This window comes from Sporichthya polymorpha DSM 43042, from assembly GCF_000384115.1.
Classification (GTDB): domain Bacteria; phylum Actinomycetota; class Actinomycetes; order Sporichthyales; family Sporichthyaceae; genus Sporichthya; species Sporichthya polymorpha.
This window is the reverse complement of sequence record NZ_KB913029.1, coordinates 2,558,269-2,573,395: the sequence shown is the minus strand read 5'-3', so window position 1 is coordinate 2,573,395 and position 15,127 is coordinate 2,558,269. Positions and strand designations below refer to the sequence as shown.

Here is a 15,127-nt window from a genome sequence, read left to right as displayed (position 1 = left end):
CCCGGGGCGGACAGCGCCGCCCCGGGCTCGGGTCAGCCCTTCGGCAGACCCAGCACGCGTTCGGCGACGATCGACCGCTGGATCTGGTCGGTGCCGCCGGCGATGCCGAGAGCGGGAGCCGCGAGCATCGAGTACGACCACACTCCGGCCTTGGGGTCGTCGCCCGACCACGCGGCCGCGGCGTTGCCCCCGAGGTCGAAGGCCGCCTGCGTGGTGAACCGGGCGAGGTGCGCGGCGCCCATCTTCGAGATCGAGGCGAAAGGACCCGGGTCCTGACCCGGCTTCAGGGACGCTGCGACCTTGTGCCCGAGCAGCTGCAGACCCCGTTCGAGGACGAACACCTCGGCGAGCTGAGTGCGCGCCGTCGCGTCCTCGCCGAGCCCGCGCTCGACGATCAGCTCCCGCAGCATCGCGAAGTTGACCGGCGGGCTCATCGAGAGCGGGTCGCGCCCGATCTGCACGCGCTCATTCATCAGCATGACGAGCGCGGCGGTCCAGCCGCCGTTGAGCTCGCCGACGATCGCGCTGTTGGGGACGCGGACCTCGTCGAGGAAGATCTCGTTGAACTCCGCGTCGCCGGTCATCTGCCGCAGCGGCCGCGCCGTGATCCCCGGCGCCTTCATGTCGAGCACGAACATCGTGATGCCCTTGTGCTTCGGGGCGTCCGGGTCCGTGCGCGCGAGCACGAGGCCGTAGTCGGCGTGGTGGGCGTAGGTGGTCCAGACCTTCTGGCCGGACAGCACCCAGTCAGCGTCCGGGCCCGAGCCGTCGCGCACTGCCTTCGTCCGCAGTGACGCGACGTCAGAACCGGCCCCGGGCTCGCTGAACAGCTGGCACCAGATCTGCTCGCCGCGGAGCAACGGCCCGATGTAGGCCTGCTTCTGCTCCTCGGTGCCGAGCGTGAGCAGCACCGGCACGCACATGCCGATCCCGATCCCGCAGACGTCCTCGAAGGTGTGCATGCCGCGCGCGGCGAGGGCCACCGCGGTGTCGTGCGCGATCGACAGACCCTGGCCGCCGTACTCCTTCGGCACCGTGACGCCCGCGAGCCCGGCATCGGCGAGGGCCGCCCGGAACGCACGGGCCGCGGCGACGTGGGCGGCCTCGTCGGCGTCCCGACCGCGCGCGTGACCGTGGGTCGCGAAGAACCCGCGGGCCCGCTCGGCGATCGCGGCGACGTCGTCGCTGGTCGCCCGCACCGGTTCGGCGATCCCCTTGCCGGCGATCAGCAGTTCGGCGAGCGCGTCCTTGACGGTCGCGGTCGACCCGGTGAGGACCGCATTGGCGCGAGCGCGCCGGAAGTACAGGTGGGCGTCGTGCTCCCAGGTGAAGCCGATGCCGCCGAGGACCTGCACCGCGCCCTGGGTCGCCTGCGCGGCGGCCTCGGCGCACGCGACCGCGGCCGCGTTCAGCGCCGTCCGGGCCGGGCCCGAAACCTCCCCGCGGCAGAGGTCGACCGCGGAGACCAGCAGCGCGCGGGCGACCTCGGTCGCGAAGAACATCTCCGCGCACAGGTGCTTCACGGCCTGGAAGGTGCCGATCTTCACGCCGAACTGCTCGCGGGTCTTGGCGTACTCGACCGCGGTCGCAACGCACCAGTCGGCGATACCGAGGTTCTCCGCCGCGAGCAGCAGCCGCGCGACCTGCCGGGCCGCCGACAACGCCGGCTTGGCGTCGGCCGCCAGTTCGCGGGCGCGCGTGCCGTCGAACTCGACGCGGGCCTGCGGCCGGCCGAGGTCGAGGGTGTGCAGCGGCGTGCGGCGCACGGTCGAGGCCTCGACCACGAACAGCGCGACCCCGCCGGCGGCCTTGGCCACGACCACGAGGACGTCCGCGGTCAGGGCGTCGACGACGTCGACCGAGCCGGTCAGCGTTCCGCCGACCGCGGTCACGGTGACCGGCGAGCCGTCGAGCGGCGCGGCGAGCACCGCGGAGCGCTCGCCGCTCGCCACCACCGGCAGCACCTCGGTGTCACCCACCGCCGTGAGCGCCGTCGTGGCGATCGCGGTGGACAGGAACGGGACCGCCGAGCAGGCCTTGCCGATCTGCTCCGCGACCGCCGCCAGCGCGCCGACGTCCGCGCCCGCACCGCCGCGGTCCTCGTCGACGGCGAGCCCGGCCGCACCGAGCTGCGTCGCCAGCTGCTTCCACGCGACGTCGTGCCGGATGTCCGTCGGCTGGACCGCCGCCTTCAGGTCCTCACGGGAGGCGGTGCGCTCGAGGAGCCGCGCGACCTCGGTCGCGAGTGCGGCCTCGTCCTCGGTGGGCCAGGTCATGGTCGTCCCCTCAGAGCCGCTCGAGGATGGTCACGTTGGCGACGCCGCCGCCCTCGCACATGGTCTGCAGGCCGTAGCGGCCGCCGGTGCGCTCGAGCTCGTGGAGCAGCGTCGTCATGATGCGAGCACCCGAGGCACCCACGGGGTGTCCGATCGCGATCGCGCCGCCGTTGACGTTGACCTTCTCGTGCGGGATGCCGAGCTCCTTCTCCCAGGCCATCGGCACGGAGGCGAAGGCCTCGTTGCACTCGAAGAGGTCGATGTCGTCGATGCTCAGGCCGGTGCGCTCCAGGGCGCGCTTGGTCGCGGGGATCGGCGCGGTCAGCATGAGCACCGGGTCGGCACCCATCACCGAGATGTGGTGGATGCGGGCGCGCGGCGTGAGGTTGTGCGCCTTCACCGCGGCCTCGGACGCGACGAGCAGCGCGGCCGCGCCGTCGGAGATCTGTGACGAGACGCCCGCCGTGAGCTTGCCGCCCGGCGCGAGTTCCTTGAGCCCGGCGAGCTTCTCCAGGCTGGTGTCGGCGCGCGGACCTTCGTCGGCGGTGATGGTGTCGAAGGCGAGGATCTCGCGGTCGAAGTGGCCGTTCTTCTGGGCGTCGAGCGCGCGCTGATGCGACGTCAGCGCGAACTGCTCCATCTCCTCGCGGGTGATGTTCCACTTGTCCGCGATGCCCTCGGCGCCGGCGAACTGCGAGAGGACGTCGGTGCCGTAGCGGGCAGCCCACTTCTCGGAGCCGGTCCACGGGTCGGTGCGGCCGAGGCCGTAGTGCTCACCGGCGGCGAAGGCGCACAGGATCGTGTACTGCGTCATGTTCTGGATGCCGCCGGCGATGATCAGGTCGTTCGTCCCGCTCATCACGGCCTGCGCGGCGAAGTGCACGGCCTGCTGGGAGGACCCGCACTGGCGGTCGATCGTCACGCCCGGCACGGCCTCGGGCAGCCCGGCCGCGAGCGCCGCGGTGCGGCCGATGTTGCCGGCCTGCGAGCCGAGATTGTCCAGGCAGCCCAGAATCACGTCGTCGATCGCGTTCGGGTCGACGTTGTTGCGCTCGACCACGGCGGAGATGACGTGGGCGCCCATGTCCGCGGGGTGGACCTCGGCGAAACCGCCCTTGCGGCGCCCGACCGGGGTGCGGATGGCATCAACGATGTAGGCCTCGGGCACGACAGAACTCCTCGACAGCAGGGCTCGGAATCGGACGGTGCGTCCAGACACATCCTACGACCCGTGGCCAAAATCTCGGACATCCCGTCCAGACACATAGTGGATCCGGACCGTCCGTTCGGTCACAATGCGCCCATGCCCTCGATCACGCGCAAGGCCCAGAGCAGCCGGGCGCAGCGGCGCGACGACATCCGCGCGAAGCTGCTCACCGCCGTCGAGCAGATGCTGGCCGAGGGCGAGAGCTTCACCGAGCTCTCCGTCGAACGCCTCGTCGCCCAGGCCGGCGTCGCCCGCTCCACGTTCTACGTGTACTTCGAGGACAAGGGCGAGCTGCTCCGCGCCTGGCTCGAGGACATCACCGACTCCCTCGACGACTCCGCCACCGACTGGTGGAACCTCGACGCAGCCGCCGACCGCGACGACCTGCGCAAGGCCCTGTCCCGGATCGTCATGATCTACCGGCCCCACACCAACCTGATGGCCGCCGCCTTCGACGCTGCCGCGTACGACCCGGCCGTCCGCGAGGCCGCGATGGGCCTGATCGCCCACAACACCGCCGGCCTCCGCAAGCACATCAAGGTCGGCCAGCGCGAGGGCTTCGTAGACCCGGACCTCCCCGCCGCCGAGGTCGCCCAGTGGCTGACCTGGATGGCCGAGCGCGGACTCCACCAGCTCGTCCGCGGCGCCACCGACGCCACCGTCGAGTCCCTGATCGACGCCTACACCGCGATCGTCTGGAACACCCTGTACGCCCCCTGCAAGGGCGTCGCCTGACAGACCTCACCCGTCCCAGCGAGGTCAGTGGGACAGCGGGGCGTCGGGGTCGCGAAGGCGGCTGAGGATCGCGGCGGTCATCTCGGCCTCGAGGCGGGCGTCGGAGGGACGGTCGGCGCCGCGGGGGAAGATCAGGTCGTCGAGGAGCGCCATTCCGAGCACCATGGCGGCGGCGCTCGCGCGGGTCGCAGGGCCGACGGGACCGAAGCCGGGAACCTCGGTGAGCTCGCCGATGCCGAGGATCTTCTGCAGCTCGGCGGCGAGCCGGTCGAGCAGGTCGTCCTCGGCCGGGCCGGTGCCGTCGAGGCGGTGACTGATCGCCGCGATCAGGATCGGGCGGTACTCGCGCGCCAGCGCGGACAGGTGGTCGACGAACCGTTCGACGCGTTCGGCCGGTGAGGAGTTCTGCGGGTCGTTGCGCGCGTCGAGGTACTCGGCGACGACCTCGCCGAACGGGCTGACGAACGCCTCGGTGAACAACCCGGTCTTGTCGCCGAACTGGTTGAAGATCACCGTCTCCGAGACCTCGGCCCGGGCGGCGATCGCCTTCGTGGTCGCTCCCGCGTAGCCCTTCGCCAGGAACTCGTCCCGGGCCGCGCGCAGCAAAAGCTCCCGCACGTCGGCGGACGCGCGGCGCGGTCGTTTCGTCGTCGGAGCCATTGACTAGTGACACTACACAAGTCCACGATGTGGTGCGGCACTACACAAGAACTGGGAGACGACGTGGCCCTGGCGAATCGGATCGACCCGGCGACCGCCGCCGCGACCCTCGAACGCTGGATGGGCGCGCCGGTCCGCGACCTGTCCGTCCCCACCGCGAGCGGGCTGTCCTGCGAGACCGTGCTGTTCACCGCGGGCGGGCGCCCGTACGTCGCCCGCGTCGCGCCACCGGACGGCACCGGCCTGTTCCCGACGTACCGGCTCGAGGACGAGGCCCGCATCATGCGGACGCTGGCGGACTCGACGCCGGTGCCCGCCCCGCACGTCGTGGGCGTCGAGCTCGACCCGACCGTCCTCGGCGACCGGTTCCTCGTCATGGACCGCATCGCCGGCCGTGTGCCACCGGACGACCCGCCGTACTCGCTCGCCGGGTGGGTCCTCGACCTCTCCCCCGCCGAGCAGCACCGCCTGCTCGACAACGCACTGGCCACGATCGTCTCCGTCGCGCAGGTCGACTGGGCCGCGCTCGACCTGGGCCTGCGCCGCGTCGGGATCGGTGAACAGATCGGCTTCCTCGAGCACCTCTATGTGACGGGCCATCGGAACCGGCCGCACCCGGTCATCGAGGCCGGCCTCGAACACCTGCGCACGCACGCGCCGACGGACGAGCGGCTGGCGCTCTCGTGGGGCGACGCCCGCATCGGCAACATGCTCTTCGCCGACGACCTCACCGTCGCCGGCGCCCTGGACTGGGAGCTCGCCTCGATCGGGAGTCCCGAGGTCGACCTCGCGTACTTCCTCTACGCGCTACGCCTGTGGTCCGAGGGCTACGGCGCCCCGAGCCCCCCCGGATTCCCCGGCCGGGACGCGATCCTGGCGCGCTGGACCGAACTGTCCGGCCATACGCCGCAGCACCTGGACTACTACGAGCGTTACGCAGCGACGTTCGGCGCGCTCGCCGTGATGCGGGCCGGCATCCTGATGACCAAGGCCGGAATCCTGCCGCCGGACTCGACGATGTGGTTGATCAACCCGGCCAGCGTGATGCTCGCCGACTACCTCGGCGTCGAGGTCCCCGCCGGCGAGGTCACCGGATGGGCGGGGCACCGCTGATGACCCATCACCTCCTGCCCGGCGAGACCGACCTGATCGGCCTCGACCCCCGCGAGCACGCCGGCGCCTACGCACCCCACACCACGCACACGCACTACTTCGGGTTCCAGATCCCCGAGGCGGAGATCGGCTGCTACAGCTACATCCGCTACCAGCCGTACTTCCCGCTGATGCAGGGCAGCGTGCAGATCTTCCAGGGCCTGGACAACTCCTGCGTCCTCGACATGGCACACCTCGACTACTCGATGACGCTCCCCTGGCCCGAGGTCGACGGCAACGTCATCACCACCAGCCGTGGTTACCGCATCGAGTTCGGCGAACTCGGCCGCAAGGCCCGGATCACCTACCGCAGCGCGGACGGCCGCGCTGCGTTCGAGATCGAGCAGACGGCGCTCAGCCCCCTCGTCGGCCGCGCCGCCGTCATTCCCGGCGAAAACCTCGTCGGCCCGATCAGACCCGGCGGCAGCGAGCAGTTCATGCACTGCGTCGGCGAACTGACGCTGCACGGGCGGACGTACGGGATCGACTGCAACACGATCCGCGACCGCTCGTGGAACCAGGACCGGACCGAGGACCGCCGCGGCCGGTTCGACGCCCCGATCTCGTGGACGCCGGTGTACCTCGACGACGGCCGGTACTTCAACCAGGTCGGGTTCGAGGGCCCGAACGCGATGTTCTCCTTCCTCGGCCGCGGCGACGAGATCCGCGAACTCGTCCGCGTCGAACGCACCGTCACCGAGATCCACCCGCAGCTGTTCTACCCGCTCGCACAGGAGATCGAGGCCGAGGACGCGGCGGGTCACGTGCTGCGTCTGACCGGCCGGGCGATCGCCGGATCCCCGATCGTCTCCTGGCCGCACGCCTTCACCTACGACAGCGTCTACCGCTGGGAGACCGACGACGGCGGGGTCGGCTTCGGCCCGTGCCAGGGCATCTGGTTCGAGGCGCATCAGCACGCGATGAGAGGACACGCGTCCCGATGAGGCGTCAGGTTTCCGCCCTCATCGGCGTTCTGACGCTGAGTCTCGCGCTCGGCGGCTGCGGGACGCGGATGTCGGAGGACGCGATCGAGGCGGCCGACGGGACCGCCGCGATGCGCGCCGCCGCTGCGGCCCCGGTCCACGCGAGCGCGTCCCTCCCGGCCGAGCGGGACGTCGCAGCACCGCCGACGACCGGCGGGGGCGCCACCGGCGATCGGCCCGCCACCACCACGGCCGCCGGCACGACGACCGCCGCCGCACCCGCGGCCCGGCGCGACCGACCGGCACCAGAGATGTTCTCTCCAGTGCAGGCGGGGGCGGCCTCGCCCTGCACGACGGCACTGGCGCCCGTCGTCATCGGCCAGACCGCGCCGAGCTCGGGAATCATCGGTGCCTCGAACTTCAACATGCGCACCGGGCTCGCGCTCTGGCTGCGCGACGTGAACGCCCGCGGCGGGGTGCAGTGCCACCCGGTGCAGCTGTACCAGATGGACGACGCCGCGGACCCCGCGCGCGTGACGTCGAACCTCAACGAGCTCGTGCACAACAAGAAGGCGATCGCGATCGTCGGGGCCGGGGTCCCGACCACCTTCGCCGCCGCGAAGCGGTTCGCCGAGCAGCACGAGGTGCCGTTCGTCGGCGGCGACCTGATCGAGGCGCCGTGGTTCTCCAGCCCCTGGTTCTTCCCTCAGGGCGGCGGGCCGCTCGCCGCGTACGCCGGAGCGATGAAGGAGGCGGCGCGCGCCGCGCGGTCGGACCGGATCGGGCTCGTCTACTGCGTCGAGGCCTCGATCTGCGGCCAGATCAACGCCAACTTCGAGGCGATGGCGAAGGCGTCGCGTCTGCAGGTCGTGCTGCGCAAGATCTCGTCGATCACCTCGCCCGACTACACGGCCGAGTGCCAGGCCCTGAAGTCCGCCGGCGCCGACGCGGTCTTCGTCGCGCTCGAGGGCTCCGGCAACGCGCGCTTCGCGCGGTCCTGCCTCTCGCTCGGATACACCCCCGCCGTCGCGACCTCCGCCCTGGCGGTCACCGCCGAGGCGGCGCTCGACCCCAACGTCCGCAGGCTCGGCGCGTTCCTCGGCGCCGGCAACGTCCCGTTCCTCGCGACCGAGGGTGTGGGTGTCCGCGCGTTCCGGGCCGCCTACGAACGCTTCGCCCCGGGCACCTCGATCGACCAGAACACGATCAGCCAGTACACCTCGGGACGGCTGTTCGAGCAGGCGTTCGCGAACGTCGCGACGCAGGCCCGCGCCGGTGCCCTGACCCGGGGACTGCTGCTCGAGGGACTGTGGCAGGTCCGGAACGAAACCCTGGACGGACTCGCGCCGCGCATCACGTTCCACCGCGAAGCGCCTCCATCGCCCAACGACTGTTACGGCCTGCTCCACCTGACGAACACCGGCTACACCGCGCCCAGCGGAGGCCGGTTCACCTGCCTCTCAGGTCTTCCGAAGGGCTTTTGAACCCGACTCATCAACAGCCCGGCGTATATTGCGCCCCATGCCAGTCGACGTCGACGCGGTCGTCTCCGAGATCGCGCGCGTCATCGACACCAATCTGCCTGAGCTGACGACCGAACTGACGGACTACTTCGTCGAGGTCATCCCCGAGTTCCAGCACGACGAGACCGTGCGGCAGCTGATGGTCGCGAGCACCTCCTCCAACCTGGAGGCCATCGTCGACGTGCTCGCCCACAAGATTCCCGTCGACAGCATCGCGGTCCCGGCCGCCGCCGCCGAGTACGCCCGTCGGTTCGCCCAGCACGAGCTCTCGCTCGAGGCCCTGCTGCGGGCCTACCGGCTGGGTCAGCACCGGCTCACCGAGTGGTCCCTCGCGCTGCTGCGCGAGATGCCTGACCTCGAGACGGACCGCGCGCTCGCCGCCGTCGCCGAGATCACCCAGCGCGTCAACCGCTACATCGACCAGGTCATCGCCGGGCTGATCGACATCTACGAGGCCGAGCTGCGACGCTGGAACAGCCGCACGGGCGCGGCCCGCACCGCCCAGGTGCGCACGATCCTGGAGAACGAGAACCTGACGGACAGCTCGGCCGAGCACCTGCTGGGCACCCCGCTCTCGGGTCGGCACCAGGCCGCGATCGTGTGGGTGGCGCCGGCGACGCCCGATCCGGACGCCGCGTTGCAGGCGGCGAACCGCCTGCTGATCGAGGCCTCGGGCCGCAATCCCCTGACTCTGCTGGCCGACGACCACACCATGTGGGCCTGGCTCAGCGGACCGAGCGAGCCGCTCGTCGACCTCCCGCTGCTCCGGGAGCGCCTGATCGCCCACCCGGGACTGCGTATCGCGCTGGGTTCGCCGGGGGCCCGGCTGAGCGGGTTCCGGAGCACGCTGCGCGAGGCCCAACGGGCCCGCAAGGTGGCCGAGACGATGAGCGGCAACGACCAGCTCGTTGTGTTCGACGAGGTCGCGATCGCGGCGTTGCTGACCGACCACCCGGACGAACTGTGGAACTGGACCGAGCGCGTCCTCGGCGGTCTCGCCGCGACGGACGACTCCACCGCTCGGCTCCGCGCGACCGTCCGCTGCTTCCTCGACGCCAACGGCAGCTTCACCGAGGCTGCCGCCCGGCTGCATCTGCACAAGAACACCGTCAGCTACCGGATCCGCAAGGCCGAGGAGGTGCGCGGCCGGCCTCTCGGCGACGGCCGCCTCGACCTCGAGGTGGCCCTGCTGGTGTGCGACCTGCTGTGGAATCGCGTCATCGCGATTGCGGCACCGGCCCCCAGCACGCCGAAGTCCCGCAGCGTCCGCTCGGTCTGAGCGGCGCTACGGGACTCGACGGGGGTAATTGCTAGACGTGGTCCCGGGGGGCGCCGACGCTGCTGTTCTCCAGGCGGTGGGCCGGTGCCGGGTTGCGGACCTCGAGCTCGAGGGTCGCGCTCTCGAGGAAGGCGCGCAGCTCCGCGAGAGCCGCTTCCTTCCACTCCTCCAGCGACTCGGTCACCGCCGCGGCCCGCCGGCTCTGTTCCTGCATCTGCTGCTGGATCATCACCATGGCGCCGAGGCCGATCAGCGCCAGCCCCACCAGGCCACCGGACGCGAGGTACGGCATCTGGAGCACGATGTCGTCGTTGCGGCGCACACCGAGGAACCCGAGCAGCACGCCCACCAGGCCGCTCAGGACCAGAGCACCGGCGAGTGCCTTCAGTCGGAGATCTCTCACGCGGTCGTTCATCGGTGCTCCTCTATGCGATGGGGCGCTTGCGAAGGATGGCGAGCAGGCCGGCTATGCCCAGCGCCGCTGCCAGGAGCAGGTAGCGGTACCCGTCCTTGAACTGGTCCGGGGCGAGGCTGGGCCGGGTGAGGGTGAAGCCGACCGGAGCCGCGGCGGCCGGGGCGGCGGCGTTGATGCCCACGGTCGGCAACGCGCCGGCCGTGGCCGGCAGCGCGCCGAGGTCGGCCGTGGCGGGGAGGTCCGCGCCGGTGGCGGTGTCGACGCCCGGGAGCGCCGAGCCGTCGGTCCCGGCGGCCGGCGCCAGGTCGGGACCGCCGAGCGAACCGAGGGCGCGCGAGGTCACCTTGGCGGTGACCTTGCCGTACTCGAACGTCTCGTCCGACCCGATGTCGCTGGGCTTCTCGATGTCCGACTCCGGGAGCTTGTACCGGAAGGTGAAGGCCGACCCGTACAGCTCGGCCTCTCCGTCGCCCACCTTCACGGTCTCCGTCGAGGCCATGAAGGTCAGGCCCTGTTCCGCCAGTCCGGCCACGCCCGCGTTGAAGGCCGCGATGCTGGAGGCCGGGAGCGGGATCTGGTCCGAGATCCGCAGGCCGTTCTTGTCGAGGATGACCGGCACGCCGGCCAACGACGCTCCGGACGTGTGCACCTGCAGCGAGGTGACCGGCTTCTGACCCGGCGCGATGGTGATCGTCGCGATGCTGTCGACGTTCGCGATCTTCAAGCCCGTCGGGCCACCGATCAGGAGGTTCTGGATCGAGCTGATCGCCTTGGTCTGGACGGTGCCGTCCGGCAGGACCGCGCTCTCGCTGCGCGAGATGCCCGCGCCGGCCGTGTACACCGGCGTGGTGACGCTCTGCCCGGAGGCACTGGCGATGGCGTTCGGGCTGTCACTGGCGCGCGCGGACAGGTCGGCGTTGCGGACCTCGCTGCCCAGGCTCGGGCCGCCGCCGTTGCCGGCGGACAGCGAGTTCTCGCGCGGCGCGAGCTCCGACGGCGGGTCCTGTGCGTTGACGACGGTCGGGAACTGGGTCATCGTGCCGGGCGGCGCCGAGGTGACCACGAACGCGTCGCCGAGCGGACCGAGGGTGAACCCGGCGGCCAGGGCCTGGGACTTGCCGAGCTGTACCGAGCTCTGCGAGAGCAGGTAGCCACCGGCCGTCTCGACGGGCACGCGGCTGACCACACTGGCCGGGGTCGCCTGGCTGGCGGCGTAGTACACCGCGAGGTTGTCCGGTGCCGCGGCCCGGGCGGGAGCGTCCCACAGGATGGCCACGCCGGCGGTGAGCAGCAGGGCGGTCGATCCCGCCGCCGTCTGCACTCCCCGCTTTCGCAGCAGCTGTCTCTTCGAGTTGCTCATAGGTGGTAGGCCTCCTCGACCGCGCCGATCCGGATGGCAGCCGCCGGTGTTCCGCTGAACGCCACGTGCCCCTTCTTCAAGACGTACACCCGGTCCGACACGTCCATGGCCCGGTGCACGAACTGCTCGATGAGCAGGATGGACAGTCCTTCCTTGTTCAGCTCCAGGAGCCGGGCAAGGATCTCGTCGACCACGAGAGGGGACAGACCGAGGCTGAGCTCGTCGATGAGCAGCAGCTTCGGATCACTCATGAGCGCCCGGGCGATGGCGAGCATCTGCTGCTCGCCGCCGGACATCGAGCCGGCGAGCTGCGCGCGGCGCTCGGCCAGGCGGGGGAACAACGCGTAGGCGTCGGCGAGGCGCGACTCGACGACCTTCGACCGGCGACGCACGGACCAGGCCCCGAGGCGCAGGTTGTCCGCCACGCTCATCTCGGGGAACACCCGGCGGCCCTCGGGCACGTGCGCGAGCCCGGCCTGCACGGCCACGGCCGGGCCGCGGTTGTCGATCCGGACGCCGTTGACACTGACGGTTCCGGCCTGCGGCCGCACCAGACCGGTGATGCCACGGAGGCTGGAGGTCTTGCCCGCGCCGTTGGGTCCGAGGAGAGCGACGATCTCGCCGGGGTTGACCTGGAGTGTGAGCCGACGGACGGCGAGCACGTTGCCGTACCCGACGTCGAGCGCGCGGGTGGCGAGAATCGGCTTGGCCGCCCCGGTCACGGCGGCGACGGCAGCGGGAACCGGGGAGCTGACCGGATCGCTCTGCGACGTGACTGTCATACCGCGGCCTCCTGGACCGTGCTCCCGAAGTACGCCGCACGGACCTCGGCGTTGGCCCGGATGTCGGCCGGGGTGCCCTGGGCGAGCAGCTTGCCGAAATTCAGAACGTAAATTCGGTCGCAGATCGACAGGATCATCGCGACATCGTGCTCGATGATAAGCACCGACATGTTCCGTTCACGGCTGATTCGGGCAAGAAGTGCCCCGAAATAGGCCGATTCGGTGCTGTCCATCCCGGCGCCGGGCTCGTCGACCAGCAGCACCGTGGGTTCGAGCACGATTGCTCGTGCCACCTCCACCATCCGCTGGGTGCCGAAGGGCAGGTCGCCCACGGGGGCTTCGAGCACGTCGGTGAGCCCGCACTGGGCGGCGATCGAGTGGACGATCTCGCGCGACTTGCGCTCCGCGGCGCCGGCGAGGCCGAGTGCCGCCCGAAGCGCGCCCGCGCGGTAGTGGCGGTGGCGGCCGAGCAGCAGGTTCTCCTCCACCGACAGATGCTTGAAGAGCTGCGCCTGCTGGAAGGTGCGGGCCAGGCCCATGTTCGCCCGCTCGCTCGCGGGCATGTTCGAGATGTCCGTACCGTCGAGCGTGATCGAACCTGACGTCAGTTTCTGAGCACCGGTCAGGCAGTTGAAGCAGGTCGTCTTGCCGGCACCGTTCGGGCCGATCAGCCCGACGATCTCGCCCGGGCGGACCTCGATGTCGACGTTGTCGTTCGCCACGAGGCCTGCGTACCGCTTCGTCAGGCCGGTGCCGATCAGATGGCCACTCATGAACGCACCCCCGGCACGAGCCGAACCCGAAGAACGCTGCCCACCGGCGGGGGGCTGTCGGAGACCGTGGCGTGCACCCGCGGCGGCGTGTGATCCACCTCGTCGTGCGGGACGAACGAGCCGTAGCGCACCGGTTCGCCGCGCACCGCGTCCGCCACGGCCTTGCGAGCCGCCTTCAGGGCGCCGGTGACGCCGTCGAAGCCGGAGAGCAGGGTCAGGAGCAGCGCGATCGACGTCACCAGGAACAGGCGGACGTCGAACATGTTGACCAGCGGCTGACCGACGGCGAGGAAGGTCCCGCCGACGAGGGCCCCGAGCAGCGCCTCGGCACCGCCGAGCACCGGCATGGCCAGGTAGAACAGCGACTGCAGCACGCTGAACTGCTCGGGAGCCGGCGTCGCCTGGAACAACATCCCGTAGAACAGACCCGCGATGGAGGCCAGCGCCGCGGACGCCGCGAACAGGCCGATCTTGTACGGCGCGATCTTGATCGCCATGGCCTGGGCGGCCTGCTCGGAGTCACGGATGGCGAACAGCACGCGGCCGACGTCGGTGCGTCGGGTGTTGTAGGCCAGCACCAGGGCGATCGCCAGGATCACCAGGACCGCGTAGTACAGGCCGCGGTCGGAGGTCGTCTGGATGCCCACCAGGTTCGCACGCGGGACCTGGTCGGCGGCGATCCCACGAACCTCGGGGCGGGTGAAGAAGTACTGCTGGCACGCGGCGCCGAACGCCAGCGTGGCGATCGTGAAGTACACGCCGCGGAGCCGCAGGGAGGGAATGCCGAGGATCAGGCTGACGGCGGCACCGATGAGCCCGATCAGAGGAACCGTCAGAACCAGGGGCACGTCGTTGTTCAGCAACTTGGCGCCGAAGTAGCACCCGACCCCGACGAAGGCCGCGTGCCCGAGACTGATCTGGCCCGTCCACCCGACGAGGATCACCAGCGAGAGACCGATCAGCGCGTAGATCGCCGACAGGCTGCCGTAGAAGTGCGCGACCTGCGGGGTCAGCAGTGGCCAGACCAGCAGGCCGATCGCGATCGCCGTGACGGTGCCCACTTCGAGGGCCTTGCCGTTCATCAACGGACCGCCGGTGAGCCGAACGCCGCGATCCGCCGCGTTCTGGACGCTCTTCACGCCCGCCTGCACGCCCCCAGCCATCAGAACTCCGAAACGACGTCGAGGGTCGGCTTGTTCGACCGCACCAGCAGGACTCCCAGCAGCGCGATGAAGACCAGCAGTTGGCCGATGCCCGCGACCGGCTGGTACCCCTGGCCGAAGCTGAAGATCAGCCCGACCGCGACCCCGCCCGCGCCGGCCAGCGGCAGGCTGTTGAACCCGCCGAGAGCCGCCGCGACCAGGGAGGAGATCAGCACGAAGGTCAGGCTGATCTGGTCGAGGCTGTTGAGGTGGATGTACATCAGGCCGGCCAACGCGGCGCTCGCGCCGCCGATGGCCCAGGTCAGCGTGACGATGGAGCGGACCGGTAGCCCGACGATGCGGGCCGCACCCGGGTCCTGCGCGATGGCGGTGATGCCGACACCGACCCAGGTCTTGGCGAGCATCCAGTAGAGCGCCCCCGCCAGCGCGATGACCAGGCCGGCCGTCGCAATCTGGTGGACCGTCACACCGGTGTTGCCGATGCGGACGAGCGTGTCCGGGAAGACCGAGGCGATGACCGGGTTGTTCGGGCCCCACAGCTGCACGGTCAGTTCGGTGAGCAGCAGCAGGACGCCGGTAGTGGCGGTCAGGGTCGCGAGCGCGCCGCGCGACTGCACGGGCCGGACGACGAACTTCTCGACCCCCGCACCGAGCACCGCACCGACGAGGATCGCCCCCGCCGTGGCGACCGCGACCGGAAGGCCGAAGTCGCCCATCAGCGTGTAGTGGAAGACGAACGCCGAGAAGACGCCGATCGCACCTTGGGCGAGGTTGATCACCCGGCTGACCCGGTAGATCACCACCACGCCGAGAGCGACCAGGGCGAAGATCGCTCCGTTGGCCAGTCCCGTGACGAGGTATCCGAAGAACCGCTCCATG

At 70.8% G+C, this 15,127-nt stretch carries 14 protein-coding genes; 5 read left to right on the top strand and 9 right to left on the bottom strand.

The features are described 5' to 3' along the window. Nucleotides 1-32: 32 nt before the first annotated feature. Complete coding sequence (locus tag SPOPO_RS29315; RefSeq protein WP_019875174.1) at nucleotides 33-2,276, bottom strand: acyl-CoA dehydrogenase family protein; 2,244 nt, start codon at nucleotides 2,274-2,276, stop codon at nucleotides 33-35. A 10-nt stretch (nucleotides 2,277-2,286) separates the two neighbouring features. Further along, nucleotides 2,287-3,444, bottom strand: a complete 1,158-nt coding sequence (locus SPOPO_RS0112665) for an acetyl-CoA C-acetyltransferase (protein ID WP_019875173.1) — start codon at nucleotides 3,442-3,444, stop codon at nucleotides 2,287-2,289. Nucleotides 3,445-3,579: 135 nt separating this feature from the next. On the opposite strand from SPOPO_RS0112665, the gene SPOPO_RS0112660 reads away from it, so the two are divergent. After that, a complete protein-coding gene (locus SPOPO_RS0112660; RefSeq protein ID WP_019875172.1) occupies nucleotides 3,580-4,218 on the top strand; it encodes a TetR/AcrR family transcriptional regulator in 639 nt (212 codons plus the stop codon). Nucleotides 4,219-4,242: 24 nt separating this feature from the next. Here the strand turns inward: SPOPO_RS0112660 and SPOPO_RS32795 are convergent, their stop codons facing one another. Next, nucleotides 4,243-4,878 carry a TetR/AcrR family transcriptional regulator gene (locus SPOPO_RS32795; RefSeq protein WP_084671053.1) on the bottom strand — a complete coding sequence of 212 codons (636 nt, stop codon included), beginning with the start codon at nucleotides 4,876-4,878 and terminating at the stop codon, nucleotides 4,243-4,245. Nucleotides 4,879-4,941: 63 nt separating this feature from the next. Here SPOPO_RS32795 and SPOPO_RS0112650 point away from each other — a divergent pair, with 63 nt between their 5' ends. From SPOPO_RS0112650 to SPOPO_RS0112635, 4 genes are read left to right on the top strand one after another with little or no spacing between them, the layout of a single operon-like run. Continuing rightward, the gene (locus SPOPO_RS0112650; protein WP_019875170.1) at nucleotides 4,942-5,991 is read left to right on the top strand and encodes a phosphotransferase family protein; all 1,050 of its coding nucleotides are present in this window, start codon (nucleotides 4,942-4,944) and stop codon (nucleotides 5,989-5,991) included. After that, nucleotides 5,973-6,974: a DUF7064 domain-containing protein gene (locus tag SPOPO_RS0112645; RefSeq protein ID WP_019875169.1), complete on the top strand. Its 1,002-nt coding sequence runs from the start codon at nucleotides 5,973-5,975 to the stop codon at nucleotides 6,972-6,974. Before SPOPO_RS0112650 ends, SPOPO_RS0112645 begins: the two co-directional genes overlap by 19 nt. Further along, nucleotides 6,971-8,437, top strand: a complete 1,467-nt coding sequence (locus tag SPOPO_RS0112640) for an ABC transporter substrate-binding protein (RefSeq protein ID WP_019875168.1) — start codon at nucleotides 6,971-6,973, stop codon at nucleotides 8,435-8,437. Before SPOPO_RS0112645 ends, SPOPO_RS0112640 begins: the two co-directional genes overlap by 4 nt. A 37-nt stretch (nucleotides 8,438-8,474) precedes the next feature. Next, on the top strand, nucleotides 8,475-9,755 hold the full coding sequence (locus SPOPO_RS0112635; RefSeq protein ID WP_019875167.1) for a PucR family transcriptional regulator: 1,281 nt from the start codon (nucleotides 8,475-8,477) through the stop codon (nucleotides 9,753-9,755). A gap of 31 nt (nucleotides 9,756-9,786) precedes the next feature. On the opposite strand, the gene SPOPO_RS0112630 is transcribed toward SPOPO_RS0112635, so the two are convergent. Genes SPOPO_RS0112630 through SPOPO_RS0112605 form a run of 6 tightly spaced genes read right to left on the bottom strand, consistent with a single transcriptional unit; the run spans nucleotide 9,787 to nucleotide 15,126 of the window. After that, nucleotides 9,787-10,170: a hypothetical protein gene (locus tag SPOPO_RS0112630; RefSeq protein WP_019875166.1), complete on the bottom strand. Its 384-nt coding sequence runs from the start codon at nucleotides 10,168-10,170 to the stop codon at nucleotides 9,787-9,789. A gap of 10 nt (nucleotides 10,171-10,180) precedes the next feature. After that, entirely contained in the window at nucleotides 10,181-11,530 is a 1,350-nt protein-coding gene (locus tag SPOPO_RS0112625) for a hypothetical protein (RefSeq protein WP_019875165.1), read from the bottom strand. Next, on the bottom strand, nucleotides 11,527-12,312 hold the full coding sequence (locus tag SPOPO_RS0112620; RefSeq protein WP_019875164.1) for an ABC transporter ATP-binding protein: 786 nt from the start codon (nucleotides 12,310-12,312) through the stop codon (nucleotides 11,527-11,529). The genes SPOPO_RS0112625 and SPOPO_RS0112620 overlap by 4 nt, the downstream gene beginning before the upstream one ends. Then, nucleotides 12,309-13,085, bottom strand: coding sequence for an ABC transporter ATP-binding protein (locus SPOPO_RS0112615; RefSeq protein WP_019875163.1), 777 nt, complete (start codon nucleotides 13,083-13,085; stop codon nucleotides 12,309-12,311). The genes SPOPO_RS0112620 and SPOPO_RS0112615 overlap by 4 nt, the downstream gene beginning before the upstream one ends. Further along, nucleotides 13,082-14,248, bottom strand: coding sequence for a branched-chain amino acid ABC transporter permease (locus SPOPO_RS32790; RefSeq protein WP_019875162.1), 1,167 nt, complete (start codon nucleotides 14,246-14,248; stop codon nucleotides 13,082-13,084). The genes SPOPO_RS0112615 and SPOPO_RS32790 overlap by 4 nt, the downstream gene beginning before the upstream one ends. Beyond that, on the bottom strand, nucleotides 14,248-15,126 hold the full coding sequence (locus tag SPOPO_RS0112605; RefSeq protein ID WP_019875161.1) for a branched-chain amino acid ABC transporter permease: 879 nt from the start codon (nucleotides 15,124-15,126) through the stop codon (nucleotides 14,248-14,250). The genes SPOPO_RS32790 and SPOPO_RS0112605 overlap by 1 nt, the downstream gene beginning before the upstream one ends. Between the last annotated feature and the right edge of the window lies 1 nt (nucleotide 15,127).